Below are 16,107 nucleotides of genomic sequence, written 5' to 3'. Positions count from 1 at the left end.
TTAGATGATTAGGACCGCAATACCCACTCGTAGAGAATATCAGGCAAATTTTCTTCATTTTCATGACCTCTGGAAATAACCGTAAATCCATTCTTCTCATAGAAGCGCTGTGCGATTTCATTGATTTCAAACGTATACAACGTTAATTTACCGCTCGATTGTTCTTTGGCTTGATCTAACAAGGTTTGACCGATCCCGATCCCTTGATGATCAATATGAATATAGAGCTGACTGACTTCACGCTCATTGAAAGCAATGATTCCTACGACTTTCTCATCGATAAGCGCTACTTGAATATGAAACCGCTGCGGCAATATCTCGTTCAGAAAGTAAATGTGGTCCTCCACACTGTGGAGTGCCTGCTGCCCGATCGCCTTCTCCTTGCTCGCACGCCACATTTCTATCGTTTGCTCGGCGTACTTGGCGTTGTACGGAGTAATGCTAATAGGTTGTTGCATCGCGGTCGGATTCCTCCTTCATCGAGCAATTCAACAATCATTATATGGGTCATGCCCGTTAGATATAACTCAAGACTTGTTCGGCATTTCGCTTCATATCTTCCGTGCGTTCCCTAAACGCACAGTAGGCGATATGGTCCAGCCCAATGTGAATGAGGTAACAGAGTAGATGTTCCTTCATTTGTGTTGGCTGGCCTCCGCGCTTGTCCCAGTGCTGATCCAGCATGGCTTGCAAGTCGATTCCTTGCCACTGCGGATACCAAGGCCACCAATAAAGAAACCAAGCATGGTCGTAGAGAGGATCACCGTATAACGCGTTACCCCAATCGAAAACCCCGGTTAGTTTCCCATTATTCACCAACACGTTTCGGTTCAATAGATCATTATGGACGATTCCTCGAATGTCCGGGAGCTGCGAGGCGAGTATACGAAGCTTTGCTACGCCGGCATCGAAGATGCTTGCCTCGCGCGGCGAAGTATCTAACCGTTCGCGCCAGCCGGCAAGCCTCTCCCTTGGCTCAGCTACCGATAATAACTCAGCCCCCCAGCTTGGACCCGTTCCCTCCGGACGCCAAAGTCCAACTTCCTGTGTACGGGTAAGATCTTGCGTCTGAAGCTCATAGAGCGCGTCGAACAATTGCGGGAGGACAACGCGCATTTCCGATTTGTCCAGCTCATCGAGATGCTTCTCGCCTCGCACCCGCTCGGATACGGCGAAGAATCCGTTCTCCGTCTTCCCCACCTCTAACACCTTCGGAATCGGCAGCGCAGCCGTGGAGAATGTCCCCATTGCACGATCCTTCTCAAAGTCTTCTACATAGGCGCCGAATCGAATTATCATTTCATGCCCATCGAGCGTAAAGGAATAGGCTTTCGACCAAGCACCGGACGCCAGAGGAGCGAGATGCTCAGCACGGCTGCCGAAGTGCTCCATCACAAAACGGTTCGCGAAATCCATCGTGATCCCTCCTTATATGGAACCTCTCAAACTCCAAAAGTTGAAAACATAATTAAAACACAGGCGCTAAGATCAACAAAGCAGCAATAATAGTCAAACATTGAGTTGCCCTTTTAGGCAGCTTTTCTCTTCCCTTGCCTGTATACCATCCGCTAAACTGAAGCTTGTTTCTGTACAATACAAAAATGAATATGAAGATGCCAAGCATAATCGTCCATTCATTATCGTTCGCTATACCGATTTCATTGTAGATTGTTCTTATCAAGTATCCAAAAACAGCCCCAAGAACCGCAATTAATAAAACAATTCGAAGTAACTCCAGTATCACTCTAAAAATAGTAATCTCCCCAGATCACGATGGATTAATAGCTCAGTGCCGGTTGCATGATATAGTGAAATGCTCTCTTAACAAAGTCGTTGGAAGGCGTCGACATGGAAAGAATTCTGTGGCAAGGAAAAGATGGTGCAGCAAGAAAAGGTTAATCGGCTTCCTCCTTGAGTTGTACAAACTACACGACAAACCGAAGTCTTCTGAGAAAAAAAGTATTTTACGTGTATAAAATGCATTTGAAATACGGATAACCAGCCGTTTTCATTAGAAAGAAACGCATAAAATGTACGAAGTACACGTCATATGTCATTTGAGACAAGAAAATAGCAAATGTATTGTACTCCTTACACGTCATTCCTGTATATTTTGTAATCCAACAAGCACAACGCAGGTCTATATGTTCCAATTTATTACAAACGAGATAAAAGGGGAAGCCTTTCGTGTCTTGATTTTAGACTTACCACCCGTTACTACAACAACTAAAAAGGAGCTACCGCGTGCAAGCTCCTTTTCAGTAGTCTATATTCTGTTGCGAGATCGATACAGCAGGAAAATGAAGAACGGCGCGCCGATCGCAGAGGTGAAGACGCCGACGGGAATATCGAGGGGAAGGAACAGCGTTCTCCCGATCAAATCCGCGGCCGCCACGACAATTGCGCCGAACAAAGCGCTGACAGGGAGCACTCGGCCCATGACAGGCCCGACCAAACGCCTCGCCGCATGCGGAGCTATTAATCCGACGAACCCGATAGCGCCGCCAATCGATACGGCAGAGCCGGCCAAGCCCACGCTGAGAAACACGAGCAGCAGCCGATGCCGCTGAACGGCGGAGCCGATACCGGTGGCAATCTCATCGCCTAACAGCTGGACTTGAATGACTCGCGTATGGAAGTAGACAGCCGCTCCAAGCGCAATCGTCCAAGGCAGCAGCGTCCACACATGCTCCCAAGACGATCCATAGATCGTTCCCATCAGCCAGATATAAGCGGAAGTAGCGGCGTACGCTTGGCTGAACGCCAGCATGAACGAAACGCCGGCCGATAGCAGCGACGACACGCCTATACCGACGAGAACAAGGCGCAGCGAGCTCGCTCCGCGTTTCCAAGCGAATGCATAAACAAGCGCAGCGGCGCAAAACGCGCCAATAATCGCCGCAACGGGCAGCAGGCGGATGCTAAGAGAGCCCGACAATGCAGTAATAAATACGACCGCTCCGAACGAAGCCCCTCCCGTAATGCCGACAACGTCCGGCGCCGCAAGCGGATTGCGGATAATCGCCTGCAAAATGGCACCAGATAAAGCGAGAGACGCGCCTGCCAATATCGCAATCGCAAGACGCGGAGCGCGGAGCGACTGCACGATCATTATGCTTTCTTCCTCCCCGGTTCCCCATAATGCGCGCCAAGCCGTAAGTGGACCATACATGGATTCCCCCACCATCAAGTAGGCGGCTGCCACAGCAATCAAAACGGATGCCAATCCGACTGTCGTCATCATCGTCGGCCGGTGCAGCTTGACGGGAAGACGGTTTGCCGTGGAAAGCTTTCCGGATACCATCATTCCTTCGCACGCTCCTTCCGGGCAATGTAGATAAAGAACGGCGCGCCGATCGCGGCCGTCATGATGCCTACTGGAATTTCGATCGGGTAATGAAGGAATCTCGCGGCAAGATCCGCAAGCACAAGCAGCGTTGCTCCCAGAACAGCGCTGAACGGAAGCCGCCACCTATAATCGTTGCCTGCGAAACGCTTCGCGATATGCGGTACGATAATGCCAACAAGTCCGATCGGTCCCGCCACGGCTACCGCGCTGCCCGCAAGCAAGATGACGATTACGCCGGCCACCGCCTTCACGATGAGTAAATGTTGACCCAGTCCCTTTGCCGATTCCTCCCCAAGCGCAATAACGTTCCAATGCTTGGACAGAACAAACGACAGTGCGATGCCGGCGGCCATATAAGGCACGGTCGGCAGCAGCATCTCGGTCGTGCGTCCCGCGACGGAGCCGCTCAACCAGAACAGCACTTCCTGCAGGCCATTCTCGTTATGGGCAAGCATCCCCTGCGTTAACGAAGAGAATAGAGCCGTTAATGCCGCACCTGCCAATATTATTTTCAATGGAGACAACCCCTCGCGCCCTAGTGAGCCTAACGCGAACACCATACCCGCCGCTAACGCCGCGCCGCCGAAAGCAAACCACATCAGCGCCTCCGTATCCCGGATTCCCATGACGGTAATGGCCGCCACGACGGCAACCGACGCGCCGGCGTTGATGCCGAGCACGCTCGGCGAAGCGAGCGGGTTCCTCGTTACGCTCTGCAGCACCGCTCCCGCCAGAGCAAGCGACGCGCCAACCGCCGCGGCAATCACTGCCCGAGGCAGTCTGGCCGTGCGGACGACGACTTGTTCCATAATCGTCTCGTCATAGCTTGCGAAGGATGCTGCTAGATCCTTCAAGCTAATGGATACAAAGCCAAAGCAGATGCTGGAGACGACGCTGAGCAGTAGTAGAAGGCAGCTTGCGATGAGTCCCGCGCTCCGGTAAACGTTCATTTTCGTATGGATATCCATGCCCGATTCCGCTTCCTCCCCCACACGTACATACAGCAAAAGAATGAGCCCAATCGGCTCATTCTTCCGTTTTCCCTTACATATATCGGCCCGTTCTTATTATTCCAAGCCGAAGTGGAAGTAGAGGTCGTCCAGCATCAGCTTGGCTGCAAGCGCGCCTCCCGACAGGTTCCAAGTAACGGAGTTGACTTTGTAGTAGTGGTTATTTTTGACGCCTTTCAGGTTCTTCCATAGCGCGCTGGACGTCCACGTTTTCTGATGCTGCAGAACGGCGCCGTCCCCATCCCAGTCCGTGGTGAAGTCGAAGATGTAATCGCCGTCAAGCAAGGATACTTGCTCCTGCGAGTTGACCGCAATAAATTCTTGGCCTGTCGCCAGCTGTGCTTTAGGCGTCGAGAAGCCCAATTCCTTGAAAATTTTATACGCGAAGCCCGCATTGTAAGCGCGTGCCGTGCCGTTCGGGTTGACGCGGATAATCGAAATCGCGGAGCCTTTGATGCTCGCAGGCAGCTTCTTCTTGAAATCGGCCACTTGCGCATCCCAGTCAGCCATGAACGCCGATGCCGCTTCTTCTTTGTTGTATACTTTGGAAATGACTTGCAGGTTCTCCTGCCAAGCGGACAGATCGTCCATGATGATCGTCGGAGCGATCTTGCTCAATTGCGGATAAATTTTTTCGTGCCGCTCGATCGTGCCGATAATGACGTCCGGCTTAAGTGCCGCGATCGCTTCCACGTTCGGCTGCGTCTCATCGCCAAGCGTCTTCGTGCCGATCAGGCTCGGGCGGATATATTCATAGAATGGCTGTTGGATATAGGATTCCACCGCGCCGACAGGCTTAACTTTAAGCAGGACGGAGATGTCGACCCCGCCGTTGAACAGGACGACGACGCGTTTTGGCACATGATTCAACTCCGCGCTGCCCAGCCGGTGCTTGAACGTCCGCTTGGTTTCCAAGACAGCCGTGGAAGAAGTGCCGTTCCAAGTCACCCATACGCCCAGCGATTCGCCTACGAAACGTAAAGGTACAAGCACATTGCCGTTTGAGTTCATCGGACCCGCGTCAAGCGAAACCGCGCTGCCGTTAATGTAGGCCTTCTTGCTGCCTTGCGTCAGCTCAATTGTCGCACCGCTTTTTTTAATCGTTGCTTTTTGGGATTTGGCGTCATAGGAAACCGTACCACCAAGCGCTTCGGCGATTGCGCGGTACGGTACGAGCGTGCGGCCGTTCACGACGCGCGGACTTGCCGAATAGCTTTGTTTTTTGCCGTCAATCGTTACGCTGATCGTTTTTGTTGCCGCCGCTGCGGCCGTTGCAGGCACAAGTGCCATGATAAGGCCGATGCAGAGCATGAATGCGAGATATTTTTTGCTTGATACCATTGTTGTTTCACCTTTCTCTTTATGAAAGTAGTAGTACGGTCTTCACTTCCCGGAACCCTTGGTAAAGCGAATAATCGAGATCGACAAGCTTGGCTTTATCCCAATTCTCGGCATGCACCGCTTCGAGCAACCCCCGTAAATCAGCATTCATCTGATTCAAGCGTTTGGATTGTTCTTGCGGCATGTCGGTGCTCAGCGACTTCCAGATGGATGCCATCCGTACAGCCTGCGCGATAGCTTCTTCCTTGTTGTCCGATTCCACCGCGTCTTTGAACGTCTTGATCAAGCTGGTCATCTCCTTTGCCGCAGCCGCCGGATCATCAATCTGAGCCGCCTCTATCTGGTCAAGAGGATCACCCGACGATTCGGCCGACAAGGCTTCCTCCGCGACAGGCTTGTCCACTTCTTTCGGTCCGCCGGACTCGGCAGTCCCGCAGCCGGACAAGAGCAGTCCGATAAACAACAGGAGCGTTATATACCTTACCGTTTTCTACAACCCCTTACATTTGTCGATGAGAATCATTTTCATTACCTATTGTACCTATCGATCTATTTGATTCCAATGCACCACATTGTCATTTTTTTTTGGACAAAATCTTCATTTAGCGACATCAACAAATTTACTTATTGGCTGGCAGCCCCAAACCTGTTAAACTTGTAATTGATAATGATTATCAATTAAGCGCTAATTACTAATGAAAAGGATTCAACTTCATGTCAACATCCCACTATTTATCCTGCTATCCCTTATCGATAAAACTCATTCATTTCAAACGCAGCTTTCGTTCGGAGCCGATGCATGCCGGAAGCGGATTAATCGTCATTGTCCAAGGAGGAAGCGGCCAGCTGTTTCTGCGGAACGGCATTTCGAGCGCAATCAAGGAAGGCGTTTTTTTCTTCTTTCATCCGGGGGAAGGAAGCTTCGAGCTGATGACCGATTCAATTGGCACCTTGAAGGTGGCATTGATCACGTACAGCGCACTGCATATCGGCGAAACGGAGACAGTTGGAGGGAAACTTCCCTCCATAACCGGAAATGGAACGATACATCGAGCAGCTTCCGCGCTCACCGAATCGCAGCTGTCGCTGCTGCACCAAGCGATGACGGAAGAGAGCGAGATCGGCATGCTGAGAAGACAGCATGCGTTTCTGGAGCTCCTCTTGCATCTGCATGCTCATCAGCAAGCACCTGATCGGATCGGGCACGATTCGATCCAGACGACGATTGATTATATGGAACAGCGGCTATCGAAGCCGTTTCAGATCAGCGAGCTGTATGATCGGCTCGGGTTCCTGTCGGACGATCGCGTTACGCACGGCAGTTATATGGATCATGCATTCGACCGAGTCGTCGAGCTGGACCCCGAGCAAATTCTTGTTATATGGAGCGATGACGCCTCCATCCATGAATTCGCTGCCGACTCAAGATGGCAGCAGCTCTCAGCGGTGAAGGGGAACAGGGTGTATTTCCCCGACAGCCTGGAATGGGACCCTTGGGGCCCCATCGGCAGAGAGTATATGATTAAGGCGATGGTTCGGTTCTTCTGCAGGCTGTAACGGGCTGATCCATGACCTTCTTAACCGGAATACCTGCCAGTCTCATTTCAATGGCTTTCATCTTTACTTCCACCGGGTAACTGACTCTTGTTGCCAATGCAAAAACACCTCCAAGTTGTCCTCCACATCTTACGACATGGGGCCTTTCACTTGAAGGTGTTTTAATTTGTCTCACGTTATGGGGTCAGTCCCCCTAGGCTTACAGATAACCATTAACCTCTGCGCCGGTTAAGGTGAATGAACGTGACCGCCAGCGCTAGCACGAGCACTGCCCCTTTGATGATGTCCGTAGTGTAATATTCCACGTTCATCATCGTCATGCCGTTGACGAGTACGCCGATCAGGATCGCGCCGAAAAAAGTGCCGATGACGTTCGGACGTCCCGCACCGAAGACGGAGTAGCCGACAAATACGGCGGCGACCGCTTCCATGAGCATCGGCGCTCCGGCATCGACTTGACCGTTGCCAACCCGGGCGGTGAACAGGATACCGCCGATCGCCGCCAGCACGCCGGACGCGACATACGCGAGTGTTCGAACGCGTTTGACGCGCAAGCCGGATAAGCGGGCCGCTTCCTCGTTTCCGCCCATCATGATCATCTGCCTGCCAAGGCGCGTGTACTTGAAGAACAGATGCGCCGCGACGACTGCAATCACCATGAGAACGACGGGGAACGGCACGCCAAGTAATTTGCCTTGACCAATCCAGAGAAATTGCTTCGTGATTTCGCCGGGCGCCTTGCTTCCGTCCTGCATCTGCATGTTGCTGTAGATGGAATAGCCCTTCGTGTACGTCTTATGCACACCACTAACGATATACATGACCGCCAGCGTGGCCAGCAGATCCGGAATGCGAACCTTTACGATTAGAAAAGCATTGATCAGTCCGATTAGAGCTCCGAACACGATCGGTACGATAATGACGACGGCGAGCGGCATTTGGTACCAAACCATCATCGTCGCCGACAATACGGTTGCCAGCGACACGGTAGACCCGACGGACAAATCGAAGCCGTCGACGGTAAGCGAGATCGTCACCCCGATGGCGACGAACGTCACGATGGAGATGGAGCGCAGAATATCCGCGATATTGTTGTACGTTAGAAAATATTCGTTATAGAGCGAGAAGAACAGCAAGACGATTCCGATGAAAATAATCGCTCCATACTTAAACGAGAATTGCAGCAGCCGATTGTTCATAACATTTCCTCCTTACCTGCACTCGCAAAATAAAGCAAATCTTCCTGCGACGCTTCACCCCGCCGGAACGAGCGGACGATCTTCCCGTCGCACAGGACGAGAATGCGATCGGCCAGACCCAGCGCTTCCGCAAATTCACAGGTTAAATACAAGATGCCTTTCCCTTGTTGCGCTAACTCCCCGATGATCCGGAAAATATCTCGCTTCGCGCCGATGTCTACGCCCTTCGTCGGCTCGTCGAACACAAAAACACGCGCGTCCGTGCTCATCCATTTGCCGATTGCTACCTTCTGCTGGTTGCCGCCGCTGAGGAACGCCGTCGCGATATCGGGATGCGACGCCTTGATGCCGAGCCGCCCGATCACGTCCGCCCCGTGGAGTTTCTCCTTGGCGCCGGAGATAAAGCCGAACTTGCTGAGCGAGCGCAGAATCGGCAGGCTCAAATTGTGCAGCACGGATTCGCGCACGAGTATCCCTTCCTTGCGCCGTTCCTCGGGCACAAGCACGATTCCCGCTTCCACGGCATCTGCCGGCGAACGCAGCACGACCACCTTGTCGGCAAGCGAGATGCTGCCGCCATCTGCGACGTCCACGCCGAACAACAGTCGTGACAGTTCGGTCTTGCCGGCGCCGACAAGACCGACGACCGCGACGATCTCGCCGCTGTGTACGGTCAGGTCCACGCCACGCACGCGACGTCCCGCTGCCAACCCGCGAGTCTCCAAGATCGGCTCTCCAATAACCGCTGGCAGTTTCGGATACTCCTCCTCGAAGCTCTTGCCGAGCATCGCGCGGATGACGTCAGCGATGGTTGTCGCGGCTGCCGATACGTTCAAGACGACGCCTCCGTCCCTCATGACCGTGATCCGGTCGCTAACCCGAAACACTTCCGGCAAGCGATGCGAGATGAAGACGATGCCGATGCCGGCCGCCTTCAAGCCGTCCATCAGACCGAATAACCGGTCGGCTTCCTCTATACTCAGCGGTGCCGTCGGCTCGTCGAGAATGACGAACTTCGCATCTTGAGCGAACAGCCGCGCGATAAGCACGAGCTGCTTCTCCGCCAGCGTCAACTCCGACACGCTGCTGTTAATATTGATGCCAAGCCCGAGCTTATCCAGCACCTGCGCGGCATCCTGCTTCAGTTTGCTCCAAGAGATCCAGGCGCTGCCTTCTGAAGCGGCCATGCGGTCGAGCATAATATTCTCCGCGACGCTCAGATGCTGCACAAGCGACGTATCCACCTCCTGATACACGCAGTGGATGCCGTTCTTCTTTGCGTCCGCCGGCGAGCGGATGATTAGCGTCTGGCCATCGATCTCGACCGTGCCATTGTCGCCCGCGTATGCACCGGATAAAATCTTCATCAACGTACTCTTGCCGGCCCCGTTCGCGCCGAGAAGTGCGTGAACCTCGCCGCTTCGCAGCTCGAAATCGACGCTCTTCAGCGCCGCGACGCCTGCGAAAGACTTACCGATGCCATTCATGCGCAGCATGCTCGCCGTGCTTGCAGCTTGTCCATCTACCATGATCGCTCATCTCCTCTCAGAAGCTCTTCCAGATAGAACAAAACGGCGCGGAAGCTCCGCGCCGTTTCCTGCTGATTCTTCATCATTGCGTATCGCTATGTCGCTTATTACCAGCGCTTATTTCGCGCCTACCGCTTGCTCCAGCTCTTTCAGATAATCCGTGTTGCCTTGCTCGCTCTTGCCCCAGCCTTCGACGTATTCGCCAAGATCGGCTGTCGTTACTTTCTTGTCCGTTGGCAGCGAGTCGCGGCTGACGAATACCGGTTCAATCTGCACCGTCGCGTCCGTCTTGTCGCCATTCAGCTTCTGGTAAAGGTAGCGCGCTTGCACTTGGCCGATGGAGGACGGATCAGCGCCTGCCGATGCAACCCAAGGGCTGGTCGGATCTTGAATGAGCGCAAGATCCTCGTCGCTAAGATCGATACCATAAACTTTGATTTCCGTGCGTCCGGCTTGCTTGATCGCGTTCGTAACGCCTTTCGCGAATTCATCCCAAGCGGCCCAGACCGCCGTAATGCTGCCTTTCTCCGGGTACTTCTTCAGAATCGCTTCCATTCGCGTTTGCGCGTCCAGCTGCGCTTTGCTTGCATCGCCGAATTGCGCAATTTCCTTGATATCCGGATTCGCCTTCAGGAATTCAGCGTATTTGATTTGACGGGATTCCATCGGCGGGAAGCCGGCCACCCATACTTTGACGATGTTGCCTTTGCCGCCAGCGTCTTTAGCCAGCGCCGCAAGCGACTTGTCTGCCAACAATTGGTCGTTCTGAGCCAGGCTCGTTACGCCGTCCACGGTCAGTCCGGAGTCGAAAGCGACGACCGGGATGCCAGCGGCGACTGCTTTGTTCACGCCGTTCGTCAGCGCGTCAGCATTGCCGTGGTCGAGCAAGATACCGTCGAATTTCTGGTTGATCGCCGTATCTAGATTAGAGACCATTTTATTCAAGTCGTTGTCGGATGCCATAACGGTTACTTTGCCGCCGAACTTCTCGACTTGCTTCGTTACGCCGTCGACATATTGGGCCGAGAACGTGCCTTGATTGAATTGCATGACAAGCGCGATCTTCTTGCCCGCAAGTGCATGCTGCGCCGTCTCGCCGGAGGATGCCGAATTATTCTCATTCTTATCTTTGCTGCCGCAAGCGGACAGCACGAGTGTCAACGCGAGGATGAGTGCGAGCGTGAGGCCCGCGTGTTTCCGGATGTTCATAATATTGTTGCCTCCCTATTTCTTGTTCTCTTCAATTAGAATGTTTTTACTATAAAAGCAAATTCCGAGTATGTCAATCGGAAAAATAAATTCTACATATTAAGCGCCTTCCACACAAAAAAAAAACGTCGCTTTGTGCGACGTTTGTGTGACAAGCGTTTACCACTTCCCTAAACTGCCTCAATTCCTATACCTAATAACGGTCCCCGCGATCAAGTCATAGACCGTCTGTCTGTTTCTATTCAATAACGGACTAATCAAATATACGAGTACGAGACCATAGACGGTCCCCAATAAGGAGTAGATTAAGGCATCGGGGTAGTCGGTAGGAATGACCATATGCCAGATGGTAAAATGGGCCAGCTCCCACGGGGCGAATTTTAGCGCAGAACGCAGCAGAGAGGCTCCGAAGCGAACCGGGTTACCATGCCGCCGGCTTGCGACCACAATCCCCATTCGTCTTTTCCCCCATGTTGCATGCACGCTCGATCCCTCACATATTGCAAAATAAAGGTATACAGGGAGCGTAATGAATAAGAACCCACTGCTCTCCGCCAACCATGGGGAGGTCGTAAACAACGGCGTCAACCAAGGACGAATGAGAAAAGATAGGCCGATTAGCAGAACGATATAGCCGGATATAATCACGTAATCCCAGAGGAAAGCGATTAGTCGGATGCCTAACGGTACACCGTTTAAGTTTCCACGCGCCCACGTGAAGCGACTATTCATCTATTAGCCGTCCATTATCATGCCATTGGCCGTACATCTTGTTCGCTTTGGTGTTGGCAATGAACTTGTCTAATCGGCTCAGAAATAACTCCGGCTGATCTTTATAGCTTTGAATGGTGTCGATGCGAATTCTCTTGTACAGGTCCGGAAAAGCCAAGAAGTTCGCATAGGCTGTCGGTTCCTCTCTCAGCCTTTGCTCGATAACCTCATCCATGCGAAAAGATTCCGGGTTCATATCCGGAAGCACCTTTCTTCCTTCGTCTCGCATGAATCCTAAACGTTCGAGCCGGCGAACGCGTTCTTTGTTCAATTCCGTCCATGAGCTCTTTTTGCTTCTGGGGGATAACCTCTGCGCCACCTCGGTTTCCGATATTTTCTTCTTAACGCCATCTATCCAACCGAAGCACAATGCTTCCTCGACGGCATCCAAATATAACACGACATCGGGAGTTGGCGTCACGCTAACCACGACCCAGCACGATTTCTCAATCGTACTATTCTCCAGTAACCACGCCCGCAGATCTTCTCTCGATTTTGCCGCAAGTAAGTTTGTCATTTCCATAAATGTTTATGACTCCTCTTGTGAAGATAATGATCCAGCAGCGCATAGATGATGCCAGCGGCCCCGAAGATCAGGATTGCCGTGCTCAAATTCAAACCATATTCCTGAATAAAACGATCATTATACAACTGATTGAACATCATAATTCCACCAATTACACCTAATATGCCATAGAATAGCACTCGCAAGAGAACACCTCTCACAAGCTTACTAATGAGTAAAGATATAGGGAGCAAAGTTACGGGATAGAGAACACATGCGGTAAGAAACATTAACACGATGAAGGTGAAGCCTATATTCTGAAAGCCATAATATTCCGTTGTCGTTATTTTAGATCCTTCTAACAGTTCGAGACTTAACGCTGCTGCGGTGAACAAGAGTATGAATATCATCCATAGCACCAAATACCTTAGTACCTGCAATGTAACACCACCAAATTGAGCTAATAGGCCATAGTTCCTGTAATGCTAGTTCAGCAAGTATTTAATGACAGGATGCGAGATTAGGTTCCGATCCCGGTAAGTTGAGGTTATGACGTCATGGTGTTTACTCAAGATACCATTTTGCAAAATAACCGGTTTAAAACCTCGCTCGCTGGCTCCGTTATAGGTAAACAACACGCATTGCTCCGCCGCAAATCCTGCAAGGATGACTAGTTCCACTTCATGCTTCAGCAGCACTTGTTCCAATTCTGTTTGCCAGAAGGCATTCGAGCTTTCTTTGCTTACAATGATGTCTGTGTCTTGAACTTGAATTTCCGGAACCGTGTCGAATACATCTCGATTTGACTCCGTCATCCCTTCAATGTCGTGAATGTGTATGACGAGCTGATGATTGGAACGAAGCGTATCTGACACATAGTTGATATATTCACTGGCTCTTTCTATCTTCTGCTTGTCTAAACCCTCTAGGTGGATGGTTTGCATATCAATAATTAGGAATCCAATTTTCATCGATGATACTCCTTTCATTCTCATGAGTCCTGACGCCTTCCAATTATACCAAATTTGGGCCCATGTATAGGGAAACAAACAAGGCAGCCAATCCAAGTGATCGGCTGCCTTTGCTGTTGTCGCAAATTAATCATGTCTCAAGTGCTGTAACGTTTGAATGAATATTTGCTCCACATGATCATCATCTAATGAGTAAAATACCGTTTTCCCCACTTTACGCCTCTTTACGATACGAAGGTTTCTTAGAAATCGAAGCTGATGCGAAATCGCGGATTGCCCCATATCGAGCACTTGTGTTAAATCATGTACGCATAACTCGCTCTGAGATAACGCATGAATAATCTTCACCCTAGTGGCATCCCCTAGTGTCTTGAATAAATCGGCCATCGCACTGGCAGCGGACTCATCCACTAAATTCTCTTTCACGACTTTAAAATCAATCTGAGTCCCGCTGCATGATTCGTCGCAGGTTTCTATCGTAAGTTTATCGTCCAATTCATTCCACCAACCATTGAATATGATGTCCTTTATTATAACATAGCAGCCTGCTGATTGTTGCAGCTCGCCGGATGGAGGAATTACATTTGACAGAAAAATAATTCCAACATATCATATGAATACATACTCATATATTGAATTAAAGAGGTGCACTTATGAAAGAAGCCCGCTCCAATGGACTCTCGTGCGATAATTGCGCATCAGGTCATGACCATGCTCACGAGGATAGTCACGATCATTCTCATACCCATGGTCATGGTCATGGTCATGGTCATGATCATTCACATGAACACGGGAATTCCAAAATGGTGAAACTGTTGATCGTCTCTGCGATCTTCTATGGTGTCGCTTATATCTCTGGAGATCAGGTAAACAACGGTATCCAGATCGCGATGTATTTGGCAGCCATTGCTCTGAGCGGCTATCCGACCTTTCTACGCGGACTAAGAAATCTATTGGCATTGCGATTTAACATCGACACCCTCATGACAATCGCATTGATCGGAGCCGTTGCAATCGGAGAGTGGAAGGAAGCTACGCTCGTAGCTATTCTCTTCGGCTTGAATGAACTGTTAGAAGGACTTGGGATGGAGAAAGCCCGTCGGTCGATGGAGACACTCCTTCAAGTTGCTCCTAAAGAAGCGGTGAAACTTGAGAATGGCCACGAAGTCGTCGTCCCGATCACTTCATTGACAGTCGGTGACCTGGTAATCGTGAAACCCGGCGAGAAGATCCCATCTGATGGCGTTGTAGTCGGCGGCAAAAGCTCGGTTAACGAAGCCGCAATTACCGGAGAGGCATTACCGATCGAGAAAGAAAATGGAGAGCCTGTTTATGGTGGAAGCATCAACAATGAAGGCGTCCTTCACATCCGGATCGAGAAAGCCTACAGGGATTCTTCCCTGGCGAAGATTCTGCATTTGGTCGAAGAAGCCCAAGAAACGAGAACACCGACTGAGCTGTTTATTAATAAATTCGCGAGGTATTATACACCGATCATTATGATCATCTCGGCGCTCGTCCTTCTGATTCCTCCCCTTCTCCTAGGCGGAGATTGGAGCAAATGGATCTACCAAGGCTTGGCGGTCTTAATCGTCGGATGCCCTTGTGCACTTATTCTCTCTTCGCCGATAGCGATTGTAGCTGGCATAACTCGAAGCGCGCGGAACGGTATTTTGATCAAAGGCGGCGTCTTCCTAGAGCAGTTAGGCCAAATCGATACCATCGCTTTCGACAAGACGGGGACGATAACCAAGGGAGAACCGTACGTCGAGAAGATGATCGTATACGAGGAGCAGCTATTCTTAAAAGTCGCAGGTGCCATCGAAAGTTCTTCTTCTCATCCACTGGCCAAAGCAGTCATGAAGAAAATTACGGAGCTTGGAATCGAGGTCCCTGCACCTGATGAAATCCAGACAATTTCCGGCAGAGGGATCACAGCCCTTGTACAAGGAAAGCCATATTGGCTTGGAAATGAACGAAGCATGGAGCATCTTACTATTCCAGCCGACGTCCAAGCTCAAATGAATGAATTGAAAAATCAAGCGCTCACGTTAGTTCTACTAGCTGACAGTGAGCAGGTACTGGGCATGTTCGGCATTGCGGATGAAATTCGAGATGAAAGTACAACAGTCATATCAAAGCTTCGTCAGGCCGGCATACGTAACACAGTCATGCTCACCGGAGATCATCAGACGACCGCAGAGAAGGTAGCTAAATTCGTTGGTGTTACTACAGCTTACGGCAATCTGCTGCCCGAAGATAAAGTGAATAAGATTAAAGAACTCGCGCTTAGCGGAAAAGTCGCTATGATTGGGGATGGCATCAATGATGCACCCGCGTTAGCGACGGCTCAACTGGGGATCGCCATGGGCAAAGGAACGGACAGCGCGATTGAAACGGCGGATATCGTGCTCATGCAGGATCATCTGGGCAAGCTGCCGGAGGCCATATCCGTGGCCAAACGAGTCAATGCGATCATTCGGTTTAATATAGGCGTTGCACTCGGATTGAAGCTGGTCGCCTTGCTGCTTACCATTCCGGGATGGCTAACGCTGTGGATTGCTATTTTGTCCGATATGGGCGCTACCATCTTCGTGACGTTAGTGAGTCTGACGGTGCTGATGGGTACAAAGAAGCAATGAACAACTTAAGATACGGTCTTTTTC

General features: G+C 51.0%; 16 protein-coding genes. 2 read left to right on the top strand and 14 right to left on the bottom strand.

Features of this window, described 5'->3' with window-relative positions; translation table 11 throughout:
* Window positions 1–8: 8 nt before the first annotated feature.
* The 6 genes from BLW29_RS15405 to BLW29_RS15375 form a co-directional block, all read right to left on the bottom strand.
* A complete protein-coding gene (locus BLW29_RS15405) occupies window positions 9–458 on the bottom strand; it encodes a GNAT family N-acetyltransferase (protein WP_090981052.1) in 450 nt (149 codons plus the stop codon).
* Window positions 459–516: 58 nt separating this feature from the next.
* On the bottom strand, window positions 517–1,416 hold the full coding sequence (locus BLW29_RS15400) for a phosphotransferase family protein (RefSeq protein ID WP_090981050.1): 900 nt from the start codon (window positions 1,414–1,416) through the stop codon (window positions 517–519).
* Between the two features lie 850 nt (window positions 1,417–2,266).
* Complete coding sequence (locus tag BLW29_RS15390; protein WP_256208645.1) at window positions 2,267–3,307, bottom strand: FecCD family ABC transporter permease; 1,041 nt, start codon at window positions 3,305–3,307, stop codon at window positions 2,267–2,269.
* Complete coding sequence (locus tag BLW29_RS15385) at window positions 3,304–4,317, bottom strand: FecCD family ABC transporter permease (protein ID WP_090981046.1); 1,014 nt, start codon at window positions 4,315–4,317, stop codon at window positions 3,304–3,306. The genes BLW29_RS15390 and BLW29_RS15385 overlap by 4 nt, the downstream gene beginning before the upstream one ends.
* Window positions 4,318–4,416: 99 nt before the next feature.
* Window positions 4,417–5,700, bottom strand: a complete 1,284-nt coding sequence (locus BLW29_RS15380) for a stalk domain-containing protein (RefSeq protein WP_090981044.1) — start codon at window positions 5,698–5,700, stop codon at window positions 4,417–4,419.
* 19 nt (window positions 5,701–5,719) lie between these two features.
* Entirely contained in the window at window positions 5,720–6,163 is a 444-nt protein-coding gene (locus tag BLW29_RS15375; RefSeq protein WP_090981042.1) for a hypothetical protein, read from the bottom strand.
* A gap of 251 nt (window positions 6,164–6,414) precedes the next feature.
* Here BLW29_RS15375 and BLW29_RS15370 point away from each other — a divergent pair, with 251 nt between their 5' ends.
* A complete protein-coding gene (locus BLW29_RS15370; protein WP_090981038.1) occupies window positions 6,415–7,257 on the top strand; it encodes a substrate-binding domain-containing protein in 843 nt (280 codons plus the stop codon).
* Here BLW29_RS15370 and BLW29_RS31785 read toward each other — a convergent pair.
* The 8 genes from BLW29_RS31785 to BLW29_RS15330 form a co-directional block, all read right to left on the bottom strand.
* Window positions 7,223–7,354, bottom strand: coding sequence for a hypothetical protein (locus tag BLW29_RS31785; protein ID WP_256208662.1), 132 nt, complete (start codon window positions 7,352–7,354; stop codon window positions 7,223–7,225). The genes BLW29_RS15370 and BLW29_RS31785 overlap by 35 nt on opposite strands.
* A gap of 115 nt (window positions 7,355–7,469) precedes the next feature.
* A complete protein-coding gene (locus BLW29_RS15365; RefSeq protein WP_090980998.1) occupies window positions 7,470–8,456 on the bottom strand; it encodes an ABC transporter permease in 987 nt (328 codons plus the stop codon).
* Window positions 8,453–9,985 carry a sugar ABC transporter ATP-binding protein gene (locus BLW29_RS15360; protein ID WP_256208643.1) on the bottom strand — a complete coding sequence of 511 codons (1,533 nt, stop codon included), beginning with the start codon at window positions 9,983–9,985 and terminating at the stop codon, window positions 8,453–8,455. Before BLW29_RS15360 ends, BLW29_RS15365 begins: the two co-directional genes overlap by 4 nt.
* 117 nt (window positions 9,986–10,102) lie before the next feature.
* Window positions 10,103–11,194, bottom strand: a complete 1,092-nt coding sequence (locus tag BLW29_RS15355; protein WP_090980996.1) for a sugar ABC transporter substrate-binding protein — start codon at window positions 11,192–11,194, stop codon at window positions 10,103–10,105.
* A gap of 180 nt (window positions 11,195–11,374) precedes the next feature.
* Window positions 11,375–11,926 carry an RDD family protein gene (locus BLW29_RS15350; protein ID WP_090980994.1) on the bottom strand — a complete coding sequence of 184 codons (552 nt, stop codon included), beginning with the start codon at window positions 11,924–11,926 and terminating at the stop codon, window positions 11,375–11,377.
* Entirely contained in the window at window positions 11,919–12,488 is a 570-nt protein-coding gene (locus BLW29_RS15345; protein ID WP_090980993.1) for a YdeI/OmpD-associated family protein, read from the bottom strand. The genes BLW29_RS15350 and BLW29_RS15345 overlap by 8 nt, the downstream gene beginning before the upstream one ends.
* A gap of 467 nt (window positions 12,489–12,955) precedes the next feature.
* Complete coding sequence (locus tag BLW29_RS15335) at window positions 12,956–13,441, bottom strand: cysteine hydrolase family protein (protein WP_090980989.1); 486 nt, start codon at window positions 13,439–13,441, stop codon at window positions 12,956–12,958.
* Window positions 13,442–13,567: 126 nt separating this feature from the next.
* On the bottom strand, window positions 13,568–13,936 hold the full coding sequence (locus BLW29_RS15330; RefSeq protein ID WP_177186646.1) for an ArsR/SmtB family transcription factor: 369 nt from the start codon (window positions 13,934–13,936) through the stop codon (window positions 13,568–13,570).
* 158 nt (window positions 13,937–14,094) lie between these two features.
* Here BLW29_RS15330 and BLW29_RS15325 point away from each other — a divergent pair, with 158 nt between their 5' ends.
* The gene (locus BLW29_RS15325) at window positions 14,095–16,083 is read left to right on the top strand and encodes a heavy metal translocating P-type ATPase (RefSeq protein ID WP_090980987.1); all 1,989 of its coding nucleotides are present in this window, start codon (window positions 14,095–14,097) and stop codon (window positions 16,081–16,083) included.
* Window positions 16,084–16,107: the final 24 nt, after the last annotated feature.

It is taken from the genome of Paenibacillus sp. CF384 (genome assembly GCF_900106745.1).
In the GTDB taxonomy this organism is placed as follows: Bacteria; Bacillota; Bacilli; order Paenibacillales; family Paenibacillaceae; genus Paenibacillus_Z.
Note: the sequence above shows the minus strand (reverse complement) of the source record. Positions and strands in the feature narration are given on the sequence as shown.

Coding starts and splice junctions, on each gene's coding strand:
- BLW29_RS15405 (WP_090981052.1), bottom strand. CDS start 458: ATGCAACAACCTATTAGCATTACTCCGTACAACGCCAAGTACGCCGAG.
- BLW29_RS15400 (WP_090981050.1), bottom strand. CDS start 1,416: ATGGATTTCGCGAACCGTTTTGTGATGGAGCACTTCGGCAGCCGTGCT.
- BLW29_RS15390 (WP_256208645.1), bottom strand. CDS start 3,307: ATGATGGTATCCGGAAAGCTTTCCACGGCAAACCGTCTTCCCGTCAAG.
- BLW29_RS15385 (WP_090981046.1), bottom strand. CDS start 4,317: ATGGATATCCATACGAAAATGAACGTTTACCGGAGCGCGGGACTCATC.
- BLW29_RS15380 (WP_090981044.1), bottom strand. CDS start 5,700: ATGGTATCAAGCAAAAAATATCTCGCATTCATGCTCTGCATCGGCCTT.
- BLW29_RS15370 (WP_090981038.1), top strand. CDS start 6,415: ATGTCAACATCCCACTATTTATCCTGCTATCCCTTATCGATAAAACTC.
- BLW29_RS15365 (WP_090980998.1), bottom strand. CDS start 8,456: ATGAACAATCGGCTGCTGCAATTCTCGTTTAAGTATGGAGCGATTATT.
- BLW29_RS15360 (WP_256208643.1), bottom strand. CDS start 9,985: ATGGTAGATGGACAAGCTGCAAGCACGGCGAGCATGCTGCGCATGAAT.
- BLW29_RS15355 (WP_090980996.1), bottom strand. CDS start 11,194: ATGAACATCCGGAAACACGCGGGCCTCACGCTCGCACTCATCCTCGCG.
- BLW29_RS15350 (WP_090980994.1), bottom strand. CDS start 11,926: ATGAATAGTCGCTTCACGTGGGCGCGTGGAAACTTAAACGGTGTACCG.
- BLW29_RS15345 (WP_090980993.1), bottom strand. CDS start 12,488: ATGGAAATGACAAACTTACTTGCGGCAAAATCGAGAGAAGATCTGCGG.
- BLW29_RS15335 (WP_090980989.1), bottom strand. CDS start 13,441: ATGAAAATTGGATTCCTAATTATTGATATGCAAACCATCCACCTAGAG.
- BLW29_RS15325 (WP_090980987.1), top strand. CDS start 14,095: ATGAAAGAAGCCCGCTCCAATGGACTCTCGTGCGATAATTGCGCATCA.